Here is a 15,397-nt window from a genome sequence, read left to right on the forward strand (position 1 = left end):
ATGATCGAGATCCTCACCCAGGCCCAGGTCGACCGCGCCCGTCGCACCGGCGCCCTCGTCGCCCACATCCTGCAGACGCTGCGCTCGCGCGCCGAGGTCGGCACCAACCTGCTCGACCTCGACCGTTGGACGGCCGAGATGATCCGCGAGGCCGGCGCCGAGTCCTGCTACGTCGACTACGCCCCGTCCTTCGGTCGCGGTCCCTTCGGCCACTACGTCTGCACGGCGGTCAACGACGCCGTGCTGCACGGTCGACCGCGTGACCAGCGCCTCGCGGACGGCGACCTGCTCACCCTCGACCTCGCGGTCCGCCTCGACGGGGTGGCCGCCGACTCCGCCATCAGCTTCGTGGTGGGGGAGAGCCGCCCGGCCGGGAGCGTCGAGCTGATCGAGACCACCCAGCGGGCGCTGGCGGCCGGCATCGCCGCTGCGGGCCCCGGTGCCCGGATCGGGGACCTGTCCCACGCGATCGGCACGGTCCTCGGCGACGCCGGCTACCCGATCAACATGCAGTTCGGCGGCCACGGCATCGGCACCACGATGCACCAGGACCCGCACGTGTCCAACGACGGCCGACCGGGTCGGGGCTACAAGCTCCGCCCCGGCCTGCTGCTGGCGCTCGAACCGTGGATCATGGCCGACACCGACGAGCTCGTCACCGACGACGACGGGTGGACGCTCCGCAGCTCGACCGGCTGCCTGACGGCCCACAGCGAGCACACCATCGCCATCACCGAGGACGGCGCGGAGGTCCTGACCCTCCCTCGCTAGTGCACCCTCTCGCTAGTGCACCGTCTCCAGGGGGGCCTCCGCCTCCTCGGCGGTGAGCGGGGCGTCGTCGCGGTCGAGCTTGCTGGGCCACCAGATCTTGCCGCCCAGGTCGAGGTTGAGGGCCGTCACCAGCACGGACCGCACCACCAGGGTGTCGAGCATGACGCCGAGGGCGACGGCCACACCGAGCTCGGCGAGGAACACCAGCGGCAACGATCCCAGGACGAGGAACGTCGCCGCCAGGACGACGCCGGCCGAGGTGATCACGCCGCCCGTGGAGGCGAGGGCGATCAGCGAGCCGCGCCTCGTGCCGTGCTGCATGGTCTCCTCCCGCACCCGGGTCATCAGGAAGATGTTGTAGTCGATGCCGAGCGCCACGAGGAACACGAACGCGAAGAGCGGGAACCCGGGGTCGGAACCGGCGAAGCCGAAGACGTACTCGAACAGCAGCGCCGAGATGCCCAGCGCCGCGCCGAAGGACAGCACGACGGTGGCGATGAGGATGAGGGGCGCGACCAGCGCGCGCAGCAGGCCGATGAGGATCAGCAGCACCACGAGCAGCACCAGCGGCATGATTACCCAGCTGTCCCGCACGGAGGCGATCTTGGTGTCGAGGTAGAACGCCGAACCGCCACCCACCAGTGCGTCGGCACCGTCGACGGCGTGCACGGCGTCGCGCGAGGACTCCACGATGTCAGCGGCGGTGGTGGAGGAGATGTCGGCGTCGATGGTGGCCTCGAACCATGCGCGCCCGTCGCCCAGCGGCTGGACGTCGCCCGCCTCGCCGAGGCCGTCGATCCCCTCGAGCGAGGCGACCACGTCGTTCGCACGGTCGGCGGCGGTGACGACCTGGATGGTGTTGGAGTTGTCGGACAGTCCGTGCTCCTCGAGCAGCTTCTGCCCCTTGATGGAGTCGAACTCCTTCGTGTAGGTGTCCTCGGTCGCGAGCCCAGCGGTGTCGAGGCGGAACAGGCCGAGGCAGGCGAGCAGCAGCAGCCCGGTGGTGGTCACCCAGACCCGGCGCGGGCGGTGGCTGATCCGGCGGCCGACACCGGCCCAGAGGCCGTCGGCGGTGGGCTCGGCGCTGCCGAAGGCGGGGCGCTTGGGCCAGAACACCCAGCGCCCGCAGATCACCAGGAGGGCGGGGAGCAGCGTGAGCATGACCACCATCGTCACGACGACGCCGATCGCGGCGACCGGACCGAGGCCGGCAGTGGAGTTGAGCTCGGCGAAGGACAGGCAGAGCATGCCGACCGCCACGGTCGCGGCGCTCGCGAGGATCGCCGGCGAGGCCCGGTGCAGCGCGAAGGCCATCGCGTCGTGGCGGTCGGCGTGCCGGCGCAGCTCCTCGCGGTAGCGCGCGACGAGCAGCAGGGCGTAGTCGGTGCCTGCCCCGATCACCAGGATGCTGAGGATCGCCTGGCTCTGCCCGTTGACGGTGAGACCGGCGTGCTTCGCCAGCAGGTACACCAGGCCGGTCGCGATCGTGTTGGCGACGACCGCGCAGATGATCGGCAGCAGCCACAGCACGGGGCTGCGGTAGGTGAAGAGCAGGATGACGATCACCACGGCGAGCGTGGCGAAGATCAGGTCGGTGTCGATGCCCTCGAACGCCTCGGCCGAGTCGGCCGCCTGTCCGCCGAAGCCGGCGAGGTGCACCTCGCCGCCGTCGAGCGTGGCGATGTCGCGGATCTCGTCGGCGGCGTCGGGGATGGCGTTCCACCCGTCGGCGCCGAAGTTGAGCACGAAGTAGAGGTAGGCGACCTCGCCGTCGTCGGCCACGAGCGTCGGCACCGGTGCGCCCTGCGCGGCGGCGGCCTCGGCGGCCGCGGGTGTCAGCACGCCCTCCTCGGTGACGCCGTCCAGCTCGGCCATCTCCGGCCCGTGGGCCTCCATCTGGGCGAGGTCCTCCTCGGTCAGCCCGCCGTCGCGGTGGTAGACCACCAGGGTCGGGATGTCGTTGGGGTCGACCGACTCGGACAGCTCCTCCAGCACCTGGGTCGACTCGGCCGACTCGGGCAGCCATGACGATGCCTCGTTGTTCTGGACGTCGGCGAGCTGGGTCGAGAACATCCCCATGAAACCGGTGATGACCACGGCGACGGCGAGGACGACCCACTTCGTGATGCGGCCCGTGAGGGACCCGGCGATCTGTCGGTGCATGACCCCCAGTCGAACAGGCGCGAGCCGATCCGCGCATCGGTAATAGCCCCGAGGTCTAGACAGGGAGGGCCCCGGGCGCGCGGCTCAGCGGGTCTGGAGCTGGAACGGGGACCAGGTGTCCATCGACCCGCGGCGCGGCGCGACGGCGTACTCCATGGACCCGTCGATCCCGAGCCGGACCACCGCCCACTCGCCGTCCTGGTAGGTCACGACGAGCACGTGCTCGGCGTCCTCCCAGGCCTCGTCGAAGTACGTCGCCGAGCCGCCGCCGCGGCGGGGGGTGAAGGAGTGGACCACGGAGCCGTCAGCGGTCGCGAGGACGTCGAGCGCGCCGGGGCCGAAGCCGTCGGCGTACGCCGGGGTGCCGAGGACGTGGCGGTTGTCGGTCGAGATGTCGGAGAGCTGGTTGTCGCAGGTGCGCCACCTCACCCGCCAGCTGCGGAGCATCGCGCTGCACGAGCCGAAGTCGGAGGCCGAGGTGAGGCCGCCGAGCCAGCGACCGCGGCCGGTGTCGGTCTGGCGCAGGTGGGGGATCGTGTCGACGATGCCGTGCGACGACGTGTAGAAGGCGCGGTGCGGCCCGTTGACGGCGATCGAGCAGCCGACGCCGGGGTCGCCCTCGGCCTCCTTGCAGTTCTCGCCGGTGACCGCGGCCGCGTGGGCGGTGCCGGTGACCGGCGGGCGGTGGTAGCGGAACACGCGGTCGCCCTCCTGGTCGATCGTCCACACCCGGCCGGCGCGGCCGGCGAACGCGACGACCTCGCCCTTCGGGGAGACGGCGAGGCCGTAGCCGGTGCGCCACTCGCCGCGGCCGGGCGTGCCGTCGGCGGCGATCCAGCGGGTGGTCGCACCGCGGCCGATGGTCTGCACGACGTGGCCCGACCCCATCGGCGCGAACTGGTCGAGCCTGTTGGGCGCCGGCGTCCTCGTGCCGCCGACGCCGTGGATGACGGTGCGGCCGGACCGTCGCTCGGACCACGCGATCGCGGGAGGCGCGCCCTGCTCGAGGTCGGAGACGTCGAGGACGGTGCGTGCCGCCTTCCCCAACGTCGACGTCGCCGGACTCGCCTGCGTCGTCGCGGCGAGGGAGACGGCGAGGGAGACGGAGAGCGCGACGGCGGTCGCGGCGAGGAGGATCGCCCGAGGCAGGGTCTTCATGCATGGGAGACGCATCGCACTGCCCCGGGGTTGCCCTCAGCCGGGGAAGGATTCCGGCAGCTCGAGACCCTCGGACGCGAGGACCTCCCGCAGCAGGTCGGGACGGTTGGTGATCAGCCCGTCGACGCCCAGCCGCACGAGGTGGCGCATGGTGGGCTCGTCGTCCACGACGTAGGGGACGACCGCGAGCCCGGCGCCGTGGGCCGCCTCGACGAGCGCCGCGGTCGTGAAGGGGGTGTAGTCGGGGTCGGCCACGCCGGAGCGGAAGGGCGAGCCGTGGATCGGCGAGATCGCCGTGAAGCCCTGCTGGGCCGCGGTGGCGATGAAGTCGTCGGCGACCGCGAGCCCGTCGAACCACGGCGAGGGGGACCCCTCGGTGTCGCGGAGGTACTTCGGCGACACGAGCAGGTTCCGCGCGAGGCCCGGCTCGGCCTCGCCGACGCGGTCGAGGACGCCCCAGTCGAAGCACTGGATGCTGGTGCGCGGGACCAGGCCGTCGATGCGCAGCGCATCGACGACCCGCTCGACGAAGGCCTCGCGGCTGGTCAGGCCGCTGGCGTCGAGGGCGTCGTACTTGACCTCCAGGTTGACCCGCACGGGGTCCGCCCCGCGCTCGTCGAGCAGCGCGGCGACCTGCCGCAGCAGCGGCATCGTCGGCGGCAGGTCGCGACGGGTCAGCTCCCGGATGCGCCTCGCGTCGGCCAGCTCGCCGCGGACGGTCGGGTCGTGGTGGACCACGACGTCGTCCTCGGCGGTGAGGTGGACGTCGAGCTCGAGGGTGGTGACCCCCAGTGCGAGGGCGCGACCGAAGGCCTCGAGGGTGTTCTCGGGCCAGAGCCCGGCGCCGCCGCGGTGGGCTTGCAGGTCGAACGTCACGTGTAGAGCTTGTCCACCACGTCGGAGTACTTGGTCCTCACGACGCGGCGCTTCAGCTTGAGCGTCGGCGTGAGCTCCTCGGACTCCGCCGTCCACTCGTCGGGCAGCAGCTCCCAGGCCTTCACCTGCTCGGGGCGGGAGAGGCGCTCGTTGGCCTCGTCGACGGCGGCCTGAGCCATCGCGCGGATCTCGGGCTTCTGCGACAGGTCGGCCAGGTCGGTGAACTCGATGCCCATCTTCGCGGCCACGTGCGGGGCGATCTCCCCGTCGAGGGTGAGGATCGCGACGACGTAGGAGCGGTCGTCGCCGAGGGCCATCGCGTGGCCGACGATCGGCGACTCCTTGAGGTAGTTCTCGATGTTGGAGGGGGCGATGTTCTTGCCCGACGAGGTGATGATGAGCTCCTTCTTGCGGTCCACGACGGAGTAGAAGCCGTCCTCGTCGACCGTGCCGATGTCGCCCGTGCGGATCCAGCCGTCGGCGTCGATGAGGTTGCGGGTGGCCCCCTCCTGCTTGTAGTAGCCCGGCGTGTTGACCGGCCCGCGGCACAGGATCTCGCCGTCCTCGTCGAGCCGCACCTCGATGCCGGGGTTGGGGCGCCCGACCGTCCCCAGCTTGAACGCGTCGGGTCCGTTGGAGGTGAAGGCCCCGGTCGTCTCGGTCATGCCGTAGACGTCGTACACCCGCAGGCCGAGGCCGCCCATGAACTTGGCGACCTCCAGCGGCATCGGCGCGGCGGCGCTCGCGGCCCACTTCACCTGGTCGAGACCGAGCAGCAGGCGCAGGAAGCCGAGGATCGCCTCATCGGCCTTCGCGTAGGCCTCCTCGACCTCCGGCGTCATCTCGTTGCCGTACTCGTGGGCCTGCGTCCACGCGAGCCCGGCGGCCATCGCGTCGGTGACGAGCTTCTGGTTGGCGGGGTCGGGGTCCTCGGCGAGCTTGGCCGAGATGCCGGTCTTGATCTTCTCCCACACGCGCGGCACGCCGAAGAACGCCGTCGGGTGCACCTCGCCGAGCGCGCCGAGGAGCCCGGCGGGGTCGGGGATCGCGTGCACGTGGCTGCCCAGGAACGGGGGAGCGTACGTCGCCAGGATCCGCTCGGCGATGTGCGCGAGCGGCAGGTAGCTGATCGTGCGCTGCGGGCCGTGCAGGCCGCCGGCGTCGAGCGTGGAGACCGCCTCGTACATGACGTTGTGGTGGGTGAGCACGACGCCCTTGGGGTTGCCGGTCGTGCCGGAGGTGTAGAGGAACGTCGCCGGCAGGTCCGGCGTGATCCGCTCCATGCGCTCGTCGACCGCACCGGTGTCCTCGCCGCGGGCGAGGAGGTCGTCCCAGGTCATCACGCGCGGGTCGTCGACGCGGTCGGCGTCGGCCAGCATCACGACGTGGCGGATCGAGTCGACCTCGTCGAGCGCCTTCTCCCAGCGTTGGTAGCGGTCGTGGTCCTCCAGCACGACCACGACGGGCCGTGACTCTCCTGCGATGAAGGCGACCTGGTCCTGGGCGAGGGTGTTGTAGATCGACATCGGCACCGCGGCCGCGGTCATGGCGCCGTAGTCGGCCAGCGTGTGCGCGGTGCGGTTGGCGGCCATGATCGCCACCGGGTCGCCGGGCTCGACGCCCAGGTCGATCAGGGCGGCGGCCACCCGGCGGGTCAGCTCCCACGTCTCGGCCCAGGTGATGGTCGACCAGGTCTCCCCTTCGGGCACGTCGAACCGGTCGGAGAAGGCGGGCTGGTCGCCGTACTTCTCCGCGGCCTGCCGCACCGTGGCCGGCATGTGGAGGCCGAGGATGCGGGCCTCGTACTCCTCGCGCACTGCCAGCACGTCGGGGTGTGTCTCGGTCGCGGTCATCTCCGGCTCCTCGGGTGGGTCGGTCCTGTGGCGGGGGTCACATCATGGAGTGCCGAGCGTGTGCTGGCTAGGGCCATGGGTACTGGCCCATGACGACGACTGTGGGAGAGCCCCCGTCCGCCGCGGCGAGCCTGATGTACGGCGTCGGGCTGGGCGGGTTCGTCGACGGGATCGTGCTGCACCAGATCCTCCAGTGGCACCACATGGTCAGCGCCACCGCCGACCACCCCGTCACGACCGTGGCGGGGCTGGAGGTCAACACGTTGGCCGACGGCTTCTTCCACCTCATCACGTGGTTCGTCGTGGTGGGGGCGTCGGTCGTCACGCTCGTGCAGTGGCGCCAGGGCCGGCTGCCACCGAGCTGGCGCTTCCACGTCGGCGGGCTGCTGGCCGGGTGGGGCGGGTTCAACGTCGTCGAGGGACTCCTGGACCACCAGCTGCTCGGCGTGCACCACGTGCGCGACGACCTCGGCGGCCCCCTGGCGTGGGACCTGGGCTTCCTCGCGATCGGTGCGGCCCTCGTCGCGCTGGGTTGGGTGGTGATGCGGGCGGGCTCCCGTTCGCTCGACGACGGCGGGTGGGCGCCTACGCCCGTGGCGGGAGCCGGTGCAGCACCACGTCGCTGAGCCCGCCGTCCTCGGCCGTCGCGGTCAGGTAGGTGCAGTGCGGCTGGCGCCGGCGGTCGGTGGGGGAGCCGGGGTTGAGCAGCCGCAGCCCGGTCGTGGTGACGGTGTCCCACGGGATGTGGCTGTGGCCGAACACGAGCACGTCGAGGTCGGCGTACTCCCTGCTCATGCGCTCCTCGCGGCCCTTCGCCTGCCCGGTCTCGTGGACCACCCCGAGGCGGAGTCCCTCGACCTCGACGCGCGCGACCTCGGGCAGGCGCTCGCGCAGCTCGCCGTGGTCGTTGTTGCCCCAGCACGCGACCAGCCTGGCGGAACGCGCCTCGAGCTCGTCGAGGAGGCGTACGTCGACCCAGTCGCCCGCGTGCACGACGAGGTCGGCCTCCTCGACCGCCCGCCACACCTCGGCGGGCAGGTTGCGGGCCCGCTTGGGGAGGTGGGTGTCCGCCAGGAGCAGGAGTCGGGTGGCCATCCGGTCAGTCAACCGGCGCCGGTCAACCTGCACCCAGGTGGGTACCTTCGACGCATGACCCCCGATCAGCCCACCACCGACGACATCGTCGCCGAGTCCGCGCTGCAGCTGTGGTCGGCGGCCCAGACCGACTTCGACCCCTTCGAGGTCGACTCGGCCGACTGGCCGGAGGCGGCGGTGCCGGTCCGCGACGCCGACATCGCCGTCGACACCCGCCTCGAGGTCGACGACGTACGCGACTCGCTCGAGCGGCTCGACGGGGTGAAGGTCGTCGTGGGCCGCGAGGCCGGCACGCTCAGCGTGCTGCGGGTGGTGCCGGCGGACACTCCGCTGTAGGCGCCTGCGCCTCGACCGGCTGCCGCAGCTCCGCCTGCACCGCCGCGAGCCGGGTCAGGAACGCGCGCTCGTCTAGCCGCTTGCGGCGCAGCCACCCGGTCACCTCGTCGTTGCACTTGCTCGCGTTGCACGAGGCGCACGCGGGCACGACGTTGAGCAGCGTGTAGCGACCGCCCCGCGAGATGGGCAGCACGCAGTCCTTCTGCACCGGCGTGCCCGTCGCACCGCAGTAGGCGCACCCGCCCCACGCCTCCTGCAGCGCCGTCCACTCGCCCGGGCTCAGGTCGTGCTCGACCGCCGCCATCCGCCGCTGCCGCTTCTTCGCAGCCCTGGCGCGGCGGGTGCGGGTGGGAGGCATGGGCTCAGGGTAGGGGTGCGTCACCCTCGCTCGACCGGCGTGCTCGTCAGGTGGCGCAGGTGGGCGGTGCCGCCCTCGGCGAAGAGCGCGATGCCGTCGCTGCCGGGTGAGGGGAACACCTGGTCGGTGATCACGACACGTCCACCGTCGGCGTAGACCTCGACCGACGTCGCGTCGACGTGGACCTCGAGCACCAGTGCGGCGTCGGCGTCGAGCTCGAGCGGAGCGGTGTGGACGGCGCCGAAGCCGGGATGGAAGTCGGTGTCTCCCGAGGTGGTCCGGTCGACGTAGAGCGCGCGCCGAGCGGCGTCGTACCCGACCACGGTGCGCTCGCGTTCCCCGGCACGCACGTGGAGGCCGCACCGGGATGCCGTGCCGGGATCCAGCTCCAGGGTGAGCACGGTGCTGGTGGCCCGGAACTCCTCGGGAAGGGGATGCACACCGTCGTGCACGTCCTGCGATTCGGCCAGGCGCACCGGGCCCGGAAGACCTTCGACCACCGGCGTCTGCGCCAGGACGAGCCGGTCGCCACGGGTGCGCAGCTCGTACGCCCGGGGCGTCGACATCGCGCCACGGTGCGGACGCGTGGGGACGTCCCTGGCGTAGTCCCAGTTGCTCATCCAGGCGACGAGCAGCCGGCGGCCGTGCGGCTCGTCGTTGAACGAGACCGCGGCGTAGTAGTCGGCACCGTGATCGACCCACGACACACTCCCGTCCGACGGATCGGCCGCGAAGGTGGTGCCGTCGAAGTCGCCCACGAAGTACTGCGTGCCCGACCCCCCGGCGGGCGCGCCCTCCTGCACGCTCACGACCAGCAGCCAGCGCGTGCGGGCGGGATCCCCGTCGACGGCCACCGTGAAGAGGTCGGGGCACTCCCAGACGCCGTCGACCGAACCGGCCGGTCCGAAGTCGCTGAGGTGGGTCCAGGCGAGCAGGTCGTCGGAGCGGTACAGGCGTACGACGCGCTCGGTCGAGAGCGCGACCACCATCACCCAGCAGCCGCCCTCGGCGTACCACCACACCTTGGGGTCCCGGAAGTCGGTGGAGCCGATCTCGAGCACCGGGTTCTTCGGGTGGCGCGTCCACGTCCGTCCGCTGTCGGTGCTCCACGCGACCGACTGCCCCTGGTGCCCGGTGAGGAGGTCGTGGCTGGTGTAGATCGCCACCATCGCTGGGGCGTCGTCGCCGCCGAGACCTGAGGTGTCGGCACGATCGACCACGACGCTGCCGGAGAAGACGGCCTCGGTGGGCGTGTGCTCCAGGGCGACCGGGAGCTCCTCCCAGTGGAGGAGGTCGCGGCTGACCGCGTGCCCCCAGGACATGTTGCCCCACCCGCTGCCCTGCGGGTTGTACTGGAAGAACAGGTGGTACTCCCCGTCGTGCCAGACGAGACCGTTGGGGTCGTTCATCCAGTTGCGGGCGGGGGTGAAGTGGAAGGTGGGCCGCATGGCCGCGTCGGACACGAAGGGCTCCTGGGTGGCATAGAGGAACCGGGTCTCGGTCCATCATCCGATTCTCGCGCGGGAGCCTTCCCCCGGGCAACGGGTCCCCGGGCGGGCCACGTTCACAGCACGGAGAAGCCCGGCGGCAGTCCCTCCCGACCGGTCACGGCACGCAGGAGCGGGCCCGCGGCCCGTTGCTCGACGGCGAGGTCCGCGACCAGCTCGAGCGCCTGCGCAGCGGGAACCGCTGGCGGCTCGGACGGTACGCCGATCGCCGCTGCAAGGTCCGCGGTGTGCACCACGAGCTCGAACGTGCGCGTCGGCAGGTAGTCGCTCAGTCGCATCCCGCCGGCGATCGTGGTGACCACCTCGGTGCCGTCGCAGGCAGCGACCAGGGGCAGCACCCGGGCGGCGATCGCTGCCACCGTGGCGACAGGATCCGCACCCAGTGCTGACCCTGCCTCGCGACCGCGTTCCGCCACGCCCGGGCCGGCGGCGAGCGCCCGGGTCGCTCCGTAGTACGCAGCGGCCGAGTCGACCTCGGCGACCTCTGCGGGCCGACCGAGGTAGGTCTCCACGGTCAGCAGCGCGCGACTCGTGTGGCCGGCCAGGCTGCGCACGTCCCACTCACCCAGCCCGGGTGCGTCCCACCTGCCGTCGACCAGCGTGGTGGTCGCGACGAACCACTCCGCGGCGTCGGCGAACGCCTGCTGGGAGGTCGGCCACCGGGCGTTCACGTTCTCGAGGCTACGACGCCGCGGCGCTCCGACGCATCGCACGCGGGCGGCTCGTACGCCACAATGGAGTCATGGACCAGGACGCCAGCGCGGGGGACGATGGGTCCCACGACGAGCCGCAGCAGGAGCACAGGGGCCTCGTGCACTCGGCGACGGATCAGTTCCTGAGCAGCACGCGAATGCTGGTGGAGCAGATCGCCCGGGCCGGAGGGGCGGGCGCGCAGGCTGTCGTCCCGGAGCCAGTCCTCTCCTCGGCCAACCGCATGCTCGTCTCCATGCGCCAAGCGGTCGAGTCGGCGCCGCAGGTGGGAGCCGAGCTCGAGATCGTCCTGAAGGAGATCCGTGCCAAGAGGCTGACCATCCAGGCCATCACGGCTGAGCTGGCCGTCCTGGACGACCAGCTGGAGGTCCTGGAGCGTTCCCTGGTGCCGCTCCAGGCCTGGAGCGCTCAGTGGACCAAGGTGCAACACACGCTGCTGCACTCTCTCGACCTGGCTGAGGACAAGCAGGACTGAGCTCCCGGCAGCAGCAGGATCGGCCGTGTGGAGGGGCGGGCAGGCTCCTCAGTCTCGGGCGTCGCGTCGCTCCTGAAGACGTGCGCGCGCCTGGGACAGGTAGCTCAGGCAGGGCGCTTCGACGTCCGGGTGCTTGGACGTGAGGTGCAGGATCCATCGGTCCATCGCGGCCATGTAGCCGTTGTCCTCGCCCGGCCGGCGCGTGCTCCAGGCGCGGGTGCCGGTCCCGGGTCGCGGGACATCGCACTCCGTGCACGAGATCTTGTAGGCGAAGGAGTTGTCGGGGCTCACGTCGATGCGGACCTCGGCCAGCGCTCCTGCCTCGGCGCTGGCCTTCCTCTGTCGGGCGGAACGGCTGGCGGGCACGCGGACCTCGGTTCCTGCTGGGGGATGGCTGCCCCAGCCTAGGCACCGGCTGAGGTGTCCGGTGCACACGTCAGTGGATCGAAGAGCGCCCTGTTCGCTTCGATCCAACTGATCTCCGCCTTCTCTTCCTCGAGGCTTCCCTCAGCGACCCAGGTCTTCTGAGGTTCCACCCCTTGGGCGACCAATGAGCGGACGTGCTCGATGGTCGCGTGACGGCGTCGGATGACGACGTCAGCCACGTCGAAGTCGGCCCCCATCCCGTAGGCCGCGAGGAAGGCGTCGATGCGGGCGCGACGGTCGGGCCCCTGCGGGAAGTGATGCCACTCCAGAGACGCTCCATCGTCGCGCACCGGGGCGATCCACAGCAGGGCGTACGCCACGTCGTCCAGTCGTCGTGCACGGTGCAGGAAGTCCCAGTCGAGGAGCGCCACCGCCTCTCCGTCTCGCCATACAAAGTTCCATGGCCCGGGGTCGCCGTGGACGAACACGTCGCCGCCTGCAGCGGTCGCGGGCGCGGCAAAGACCCGGCCCTGCGGCGGAACCCAGTCAGCGGCGGCGTCGTGGATGCGTCGGAGCAGTCGTGCTGCCGAACGCAGGCCCCGCTCGTCGTGCTGGTGCTTCCACCCGTCCCCGCCGCTCTCTCCAGCGATGTATCCGAGCACCTCGAGCTCTTCGTCCAGCGACAGCGGTTCGGGGACACAATCCAAGCCCTTCTCGCGACGATGGCGCAAGAACGCATGCTCCGTTCGGCTCTGAGGCCCTGCTGGTCGGACGACTGTCTCGCCAGAGAATTCCACCGGACGGAAATGGTCATTCGCTTCTGCCGCTCGGCTCCGCGCCTCGTCGTTCGCCACGACTGCACCTTCACATGGGTGGCCGACAGCTCACCATCGAGTTCTGCAGGACTGGATGTGCGGAAGGTCCGAGGTTTGGGGGATCGCCGACATACGGCGACGTGACGCATCCGCTGTCGTGGGCACTGCCTCAGCTAGCGCCCTTGCCTTCCATCCATGCGATCACGTCGAAGACACGGAGTGCTGTGACGGCGTCCGTGAGGCCGGCTTGCTCTCTCAGGTGCAGGAGGCGCAGATGGATGTCGTTCTGCTCGGTGAGGAGCCGCCGTAGGGGCTCCCAGATGTCGTGGGAATCGATCACGGTCGCGACTACCGAGTCATAGATGGGGCGCAGACGGGGTCGTTTCCGAGCCAGGAGCTTGCTTGCAGTTGTGGCGCCTACGCCTGGTAGCGCCATCAGCTCGGTCCAAAGTCTCCATCCCGCCCAGTCATCACTCCACGGTTGAGTTTCCTCCGCCAGGTCGCGATCACTGCCGAGCTCGGTCAGGAGCCGACTGAACTCCGCCGCGCTTGTGTCGAGCAAGCCGATGGCGGCGGCTGGAGGAACGTCCACTGATAGCAGGCTGACGGCGACTAGGTCATCGACCCTTCCACCGTTCGAGTTCAGCCATGGGCCATATCGACGAATCGCGAGTAGTGCCCTTGAAAGGCGACCAAGTGAGACTGAGTCGGTCCCCAGCGGTTGCGCACGAGGTGGAGGTCAGCTTCGCCAGGTCGCAATGAGGTGCGCTCGAGGAGGTCGGGGCGATCGATGTCGAGGATGAAGTCCGCGACGTCGGCCCACATCGGATCGATTCCCGCCTCGGATACAACTCGATCGCGGGGGAGCGTCAAGACGACGAGGTGCCCGCGAGCGGTGAGCTCGACTATTCGTCGCGGAAACGTTCCGCTCGATTGGTGAGCATCGTCCACGACGAGCACCTGCGAAGTCGACAGCCCATCCACGTCCACGTCGGCCATCGAAAGATCGCCCGGCCCAACTATCGAGAGGGGCGCGGACTCCAGCCTCGGGCCGACTATGCGCAGCTTCTCCGGATCATGTCCCGACAACCCGCGATGACCGAAGTGACTCATCGGGACTTTCGCGACCAACGCTGCGAGGCGGGCCGCAGTACGGGTCACCGGCTCCCTCGTCGAGGCCAACTCCGTAGTGAAGTCGTGTTGGCTGGCCAGCAACCAGGACCATTGAGCAGCTAGTGCGCTGCGCCCCTGGCCGGGGGTTCCAACCACGATCCAGCACTGTCCGAGATCGAATCCTCCAGTGGATTCGTCCAGCGCCGAGAATCCTGTGGTCCTCGATTCGTGGCGTCCGGCGCGCGCTACTTCCAAGAGCTGCAACGCTTGGACCACGGAGACCATAGGGCGCATGCTGCCCCGAAGCACCGACATCGCTTGGCGGACTGACAGGTCGATCGATCTCGATAGATGCGCTGAAGCGGCGGTGTGCAGCGCCTCCGAGCCACCACTCGCGTGGCTAGAGCCTGGGCCTGGCTAGAGCCTGGGCCCGTGACGCCGTACCTTCCTTCGGCCTATCTGCGTGGGTGGAAGCGGAGGTCGCCGCTGGGGAGGCGGTCGGTGCGGTAGCTGGTGTCGTGGGCGCGGTGGTGGTGGTGACTGCAGAGCAGGATGCCGTTGTCGAGATCGGTAGGTCCGCCCGTGGTCCAAGGGTCGAGGTGGTGGGCTTCGCACCAGGTGCCAGGCGTGTCGCAGCCTTCGGCCCGACAGGTCTGGTCGCGAATCAGCAGGGCCTTGCGTTGAGCGGGGGTGAAGAGGCGGCGGACGCGGCCGAGGTCGAGGGGCAGGCTGGCGCCGCCGAGGACGGCGGGCAGGATCTTCGCACTGCAGGCCAGGCGTCGGGCCTGGGCGGCGGTGATGGCATCGCCGGTGAGCTCGTCGCCGGGGACGAGCCCGGCACCGACGAGGTCAGCAGTGGCGAGCCTCGCCTTCAGCGACTCGAGGTCGATGGTGACGACGACCGTGGTGGCGTCGCCCCCGTGCACGGGCAGCCGGGTGGGGTCGAGGCTCTCGAGGAGCTGGACGAACGCCTGGCCCATCCGCTTGGGGTAGGCCATCCGCGCGACCGGGTCGTGGGCCGTCGCGTCTCCCGCGAGCGAGGTGTCAGCTGGTGGTTGCACCTCGCGCTCGACGCGGGGGTTGGTGAACGCTTCCAGGTAGGTGGCGAACCGGGTCGCGGCGGAGTCGGGGACGCGGGAGGAGATGCGGGTGGTGCCGTCGCCGAGGCGTCGCATGGTGAGGCGGGTCTTGTCGGCCGCGTGGGCTTCGAGGTCGGCCAGCCGCTGAGCCTCGGCGGCCTCGGCGATCTCGGGGGCGACGACGTCGAGGATCCGGCGCCCGATCCTCCCCAGCTCCTTGGGGCCGAACTCGCCCGCGTGGTCGACGAGGTGCTTCTCAGCCAGCGCCACGGTCTCGGCATCCACGGCCGCGGGCAGGTTGCGCAGAGCGCGGTCAATGACGCGCGCCTGAGCCAGGGACGCGGCGCCGTCGCGCATCGCCGCGGCCAAGACGGGACGGTCACGGTCCAGCGCGGTCGCGAGGCGCAGGTCGGCGCGGGCGTCGGCGTACGGCGTGCGGGTCTGCCGCGCCAACCACGCGGCGGCATCCTTGGCTGCGGTCGTCTCGGCGAGGTCGCCGGCGTCGGCGAGGATCCGCAACCGCAGCTCGCCCAGCTGGGCCTCGGCGGCGGCCAGCTGGACCAGCGCCGTCGCCTTCTCCTGTGTCGTCATGAACGTCGGGTTCGCGTCGGCAACGGCCTTGAGCGACGCACGGACGTCGGAGGCAGCAGCGATGATCAGGTGACGGGTCACGAGCGGCCTCCTTCGACGACGATTCACAGGCCGCACGCGCGTGCGGCA

At 70.8% G+C, this 15,397-nt stretch carries 17 protein-coding genes; 4 read left to right on the forward strand and 13 right to left on the reverse strand.

The genetic code is table 11. The features are described 5' to 3' along the window. A complete protein-coding gene (map, locus tag HOO61_RS08460; protein WP_172258294.1) occupies positions 1-771 on the forward strand; it encodes a type I methionyl aminopeptidase in 771 nt (256 codons plus the stop codon). A gap of 12 nt (positions 772-783) precedes the next feature. On the opposite strand, the gene HOO61_RS08465 is transcribed toward map, so the two are convergent. The 4 genes from HOO61_RS08465 to HOO61_RS08480 all read right to left on the reverse strand — a co-directional run bounded on the left by HOO61_RS08465 (position 784) and on the right by HOO61_RS08480 (position 6,821). Beyond that, entirely contained in the window at positions 784-2,934 is a 2,151-nt protein-coding gene (locus HOO61_RS08465) for an MMPL family transporter (protein ID WP_172258295.1), read from the reverse strand. Between the two features lie 84 nt (positions 2,935-3,018). After that, entirely contained in the window at positions 3,019-4,092 is a 1,074-nt protein-coding gene (locus tag HOO61_RS08470; RefSeq protein WP_172258296.1) for a hypothetical protein, read from the reverse strand. A 36-nt stretch (positions 4,093-4,128) separates the two neighbouring features. Further along, entirely contained in the window at positions 4,129-4,968 is an 840-nt protein-coding gene (locus HOO61_RS08475; protein WP_172258297.1) for a glycerophosphodiester phosphodiesterase family protein, read from the reverse strand. Further along, positions 4,965-6,821, reverse strand: coding sequence for a long-chain fatty acid--CoA ligase (locus HOO61_RS08480; protein ID WP_172258298.1), 1,857 nt, complete (start codon positions 6,819-6,821; stop codon positions 4,965-4,967). Before HOO61_RS08480 ends, HOO61_RS08475 begins: the two co-directional genes overlap by 4 nt. Before the next feature lie 89 nt (positions 6,822-6,910). Here HOO61_RS08480 and HOO61_RS08485 point away from each other — a divergent pair, with 89 nt between their 5' ends. Beyond that, on the forward strand, positions 6,911-7,447 hold the full coding sequence (locus tag HOO61_RS08485) for a DUF2243 domain-containing protein (protein WP_172258299.1): 537 nt from the start codon (positions 6,911-6,913) through the stop codon (positions 7,445-7,447). On the opposite strand, the gene HOO61_RS08490 is transcribed toward HOO61_RS08485, so the two are convergent. Further along, positions 7,407-7,916 carry a metallophosphoesterase gene (locus HOO61_RS08490; protein WP_172258300.1) on the reverse strand — a complete coding sequence of 170 codons (510 nt, stop codon included), beginning with the start codon at positions 7,914-7,916 and terminating at the stop codon, positions 7,407-7,409. The genes HOO61_RS08485 and HOO61_RS08490 overlap by 41 nt on opposite strands. Before the next feature lie 54 nt (positions 7,917-7,970). On the opposite strand from HOO61_RS08490, the gene HOO61_RS08495 reads away from it, so the two are divergent. Beyond that, entirely contained in the window at positions 7,971-8,252 is a 282-nt protein-coding gene (locus HOO61_RS08495) for a hypothetical protein (RefSeq protein ID WP_172258301.1), read from the forward strand. Here HOO61_RS08495 and HOO61_RS08500 read toward each other — a convergent pair. The 3 genes from HOO61_RS08500 to HOO61_RS08510 form a co-directional block, all read right to left on the reverse strand. Further along, positions 8,212-8,610, reverse strand: a complete 399-nt coding sequence (locus HOO61_RS08500) for an HNH endonuclease (protein WP_172258302.1) — start codon at positions 8,608-8,610, stop codon at positions 8,212-8,214. The two genes, HOO61_RS08495 and HOO61_RS08500, sit on opposite strands and share 41 nt — an antisense overlap. A 20-nt stretch (positions 8,611-8,630) precedes the next feature. Beyond that, complete coding sequence (locus tag HOO61_RS08505; RefSeq protein WP_216658751.1) at positions 8,631-10,073, reverse strand: glycoside hydrolase family 32 protein; 1,443 nt, start codon at positions 10,071-10,073, stop codon at positions 8,631-8,633. Positions 10,074-10,174: 101 nt separating this feature from the next. After that, on the reverse strand, positions 10,175-10,789 hold the full coding sequence (locus HOO61_RS08510) for a maleylpyruvate isomerase N-terminal domain-containing protein (RefSeq protein ID WP_172258303.1): 615 nt from the start codon (positions 10,787-10,789) through the stop codon (positions 10,175-10,177). Positions 10,790-10,860: 71 nt separating this feature from the next. Here HOO61_RS08510 and HOO61_RS08515 point away from each other — a divergent pair, with 71 nt between their 5' ends. Further along, positions 10,861-11,304, forward strand: a complete 444-nt coding sequence (locus tag HOO61_RS08515) for a hypothetical protein (protein ID WP_172258304.1) — start codon at positions 10,861-10,863, stop codon at positions 11,302-11,304. Positions 11,305-11,352: 48 nt separating this feature from the next. Here the strand turns inward: HOO61_RS08515 and HOO61_RS08520 are convergent, their stop codons facing one another. From HOO61_RS08520 to HOO61_RS08540, 5 genes are all read right to left on the reverse strand, one after another. Next, entirely contained in the window at positions 11,353-11,670 is a 318-nt protein-coding gene (locus tag HOO61_RS08520; protein WP_172258305.1) for a hypothetical protein, read from the reverse strand. Positions 11,671-11,708: 38 nt separating this feature from the next. After that, a complete protein-coding gene (locus tag HOO61_RS08525) occupies positions 11,709-12,524 on the reverse strand; it encodes a phosphotransferase (protein ID WP_367650083.1) in 816 nt (271 codons plus the stop codon). Positions 12,525-12,654: 130 nt separating this feature from the next. Beyond that, the gene (locus HOO61_RS08530; protein WP_172258806.1) at positions 12,655-13,203 is read right to left on the reverse strand and encodes a DUF6308 family protein; all 549 of its coding nucleotides are present in this window, start codon (positions 13,201-13,203) and stop codon (positions 12,655-12,657) included. Beyond that, positions 13,128-13,883, reverse strand: coding sequence for a DnaB-like helicase C-terminal domain-containing protein (locus HOO61_RS08535; protein WP_172258307.1), 756 nt, complete (start codon positions 13,881-13,883; stop codon positions 13,128-13,130). Before HOO61_RS08535 ends, HOO61_RS08530 begins: the two co-directional genes overlap by 76 nt. Before the next feature lie 170 nt (positions 13,884-14,053). Further along, the gene (locus HOO61_RS08540) at positions 14,054-15,349 is read right to left on the reverse strand and encodes a DUF222 domain-containing protein (RefSeq protein WP_367650084.1); all 1,296 of its coding nucleotides are present in this window, start codon (positions 15,347-15,349) and stop codon (positions 14,054-14,056) included. Positions 15,350-15,397 lie beyond the last annotated feature (48 nt).

It is taken from the genome of Nocardioides sp. zg-1230 (assembly GCF_013155335.1).
Taxonomy (GTDB): domain Bacteria; phylum Actinomycetota; class Actinomycetes; order Propionibacteriales; family Nocardioidaceae; genus Nocardioides.

Coding starts and splice junctions, on each gene's coding strand:
- HOO61_RS08490 (WP_172258300.1), bottom strand. CDS start 7,916: ATGGCCACCCGACTCCTGCTCCTGGCGGACACCCACCTCCCCAAGCGG.
- HOO61_RS08500 (WP_172258302.1), bottom strand. CDS start 8,610: ATGCCTCCCACCCGCACCCGCCGCGCCAGGGCTGCGAAGAAGCGGCAG.
- HOO61_RS08535 (WP_172258307.1), bottom strand. CDS start 13,883: ATGGTCTCCGTGGTCCAAGCGTTGCAGCTCTTGGAAGTAGCGCGCGCC.
- map (WP_172258294.1), top strand. CDS start 1: ATGATCGAGATCCTCACCCAGGCCCAGGTCGACCGCGCCCGTCGCACC.
- HOO61_RS08480 (WP_172258298.1), bottom strand. CDS start 6,821: ATGACCGCGACCGAGACACACCCCGACGTGCTGGCAGTGCGCGAGGAG.
- HOO61_RS08470 (WP_172258296.1), bottom strand. CDS start 4,092: ATGAAGACCCTGCCTCGGGCGATCCTCCTCGCCGCGACCGCCGTCGCG.
- HOO61_RS08515 (WP_172258304.1), top strand. CDS start 10,861: ATGGACCAGGACGCCAGCGCGGGGGACGATGGGTCCCACGACGAGCCG.
- HOO61_RS08465 (WP_172258295.1), bottom strand. CDS start 2,934: ATGCACCGACAGATCGCCGGGTCCCTCACGGGCCGCATCACGAAGTGG.
- HOO61_RS08495 (WP_172258301.1), top strand. CDS start 7,971: ATGACCCCCGATCAGCCCACCACCGACGACATCGTCGCCGAGTCCGCG.
- HOO61_RS08485 (WP_172258299.1), top strand. CDS start 6,911: ATGACGACGACTGTGGGAGAGCCCCCGTCCGCCGCGGCGAGCCTGATG.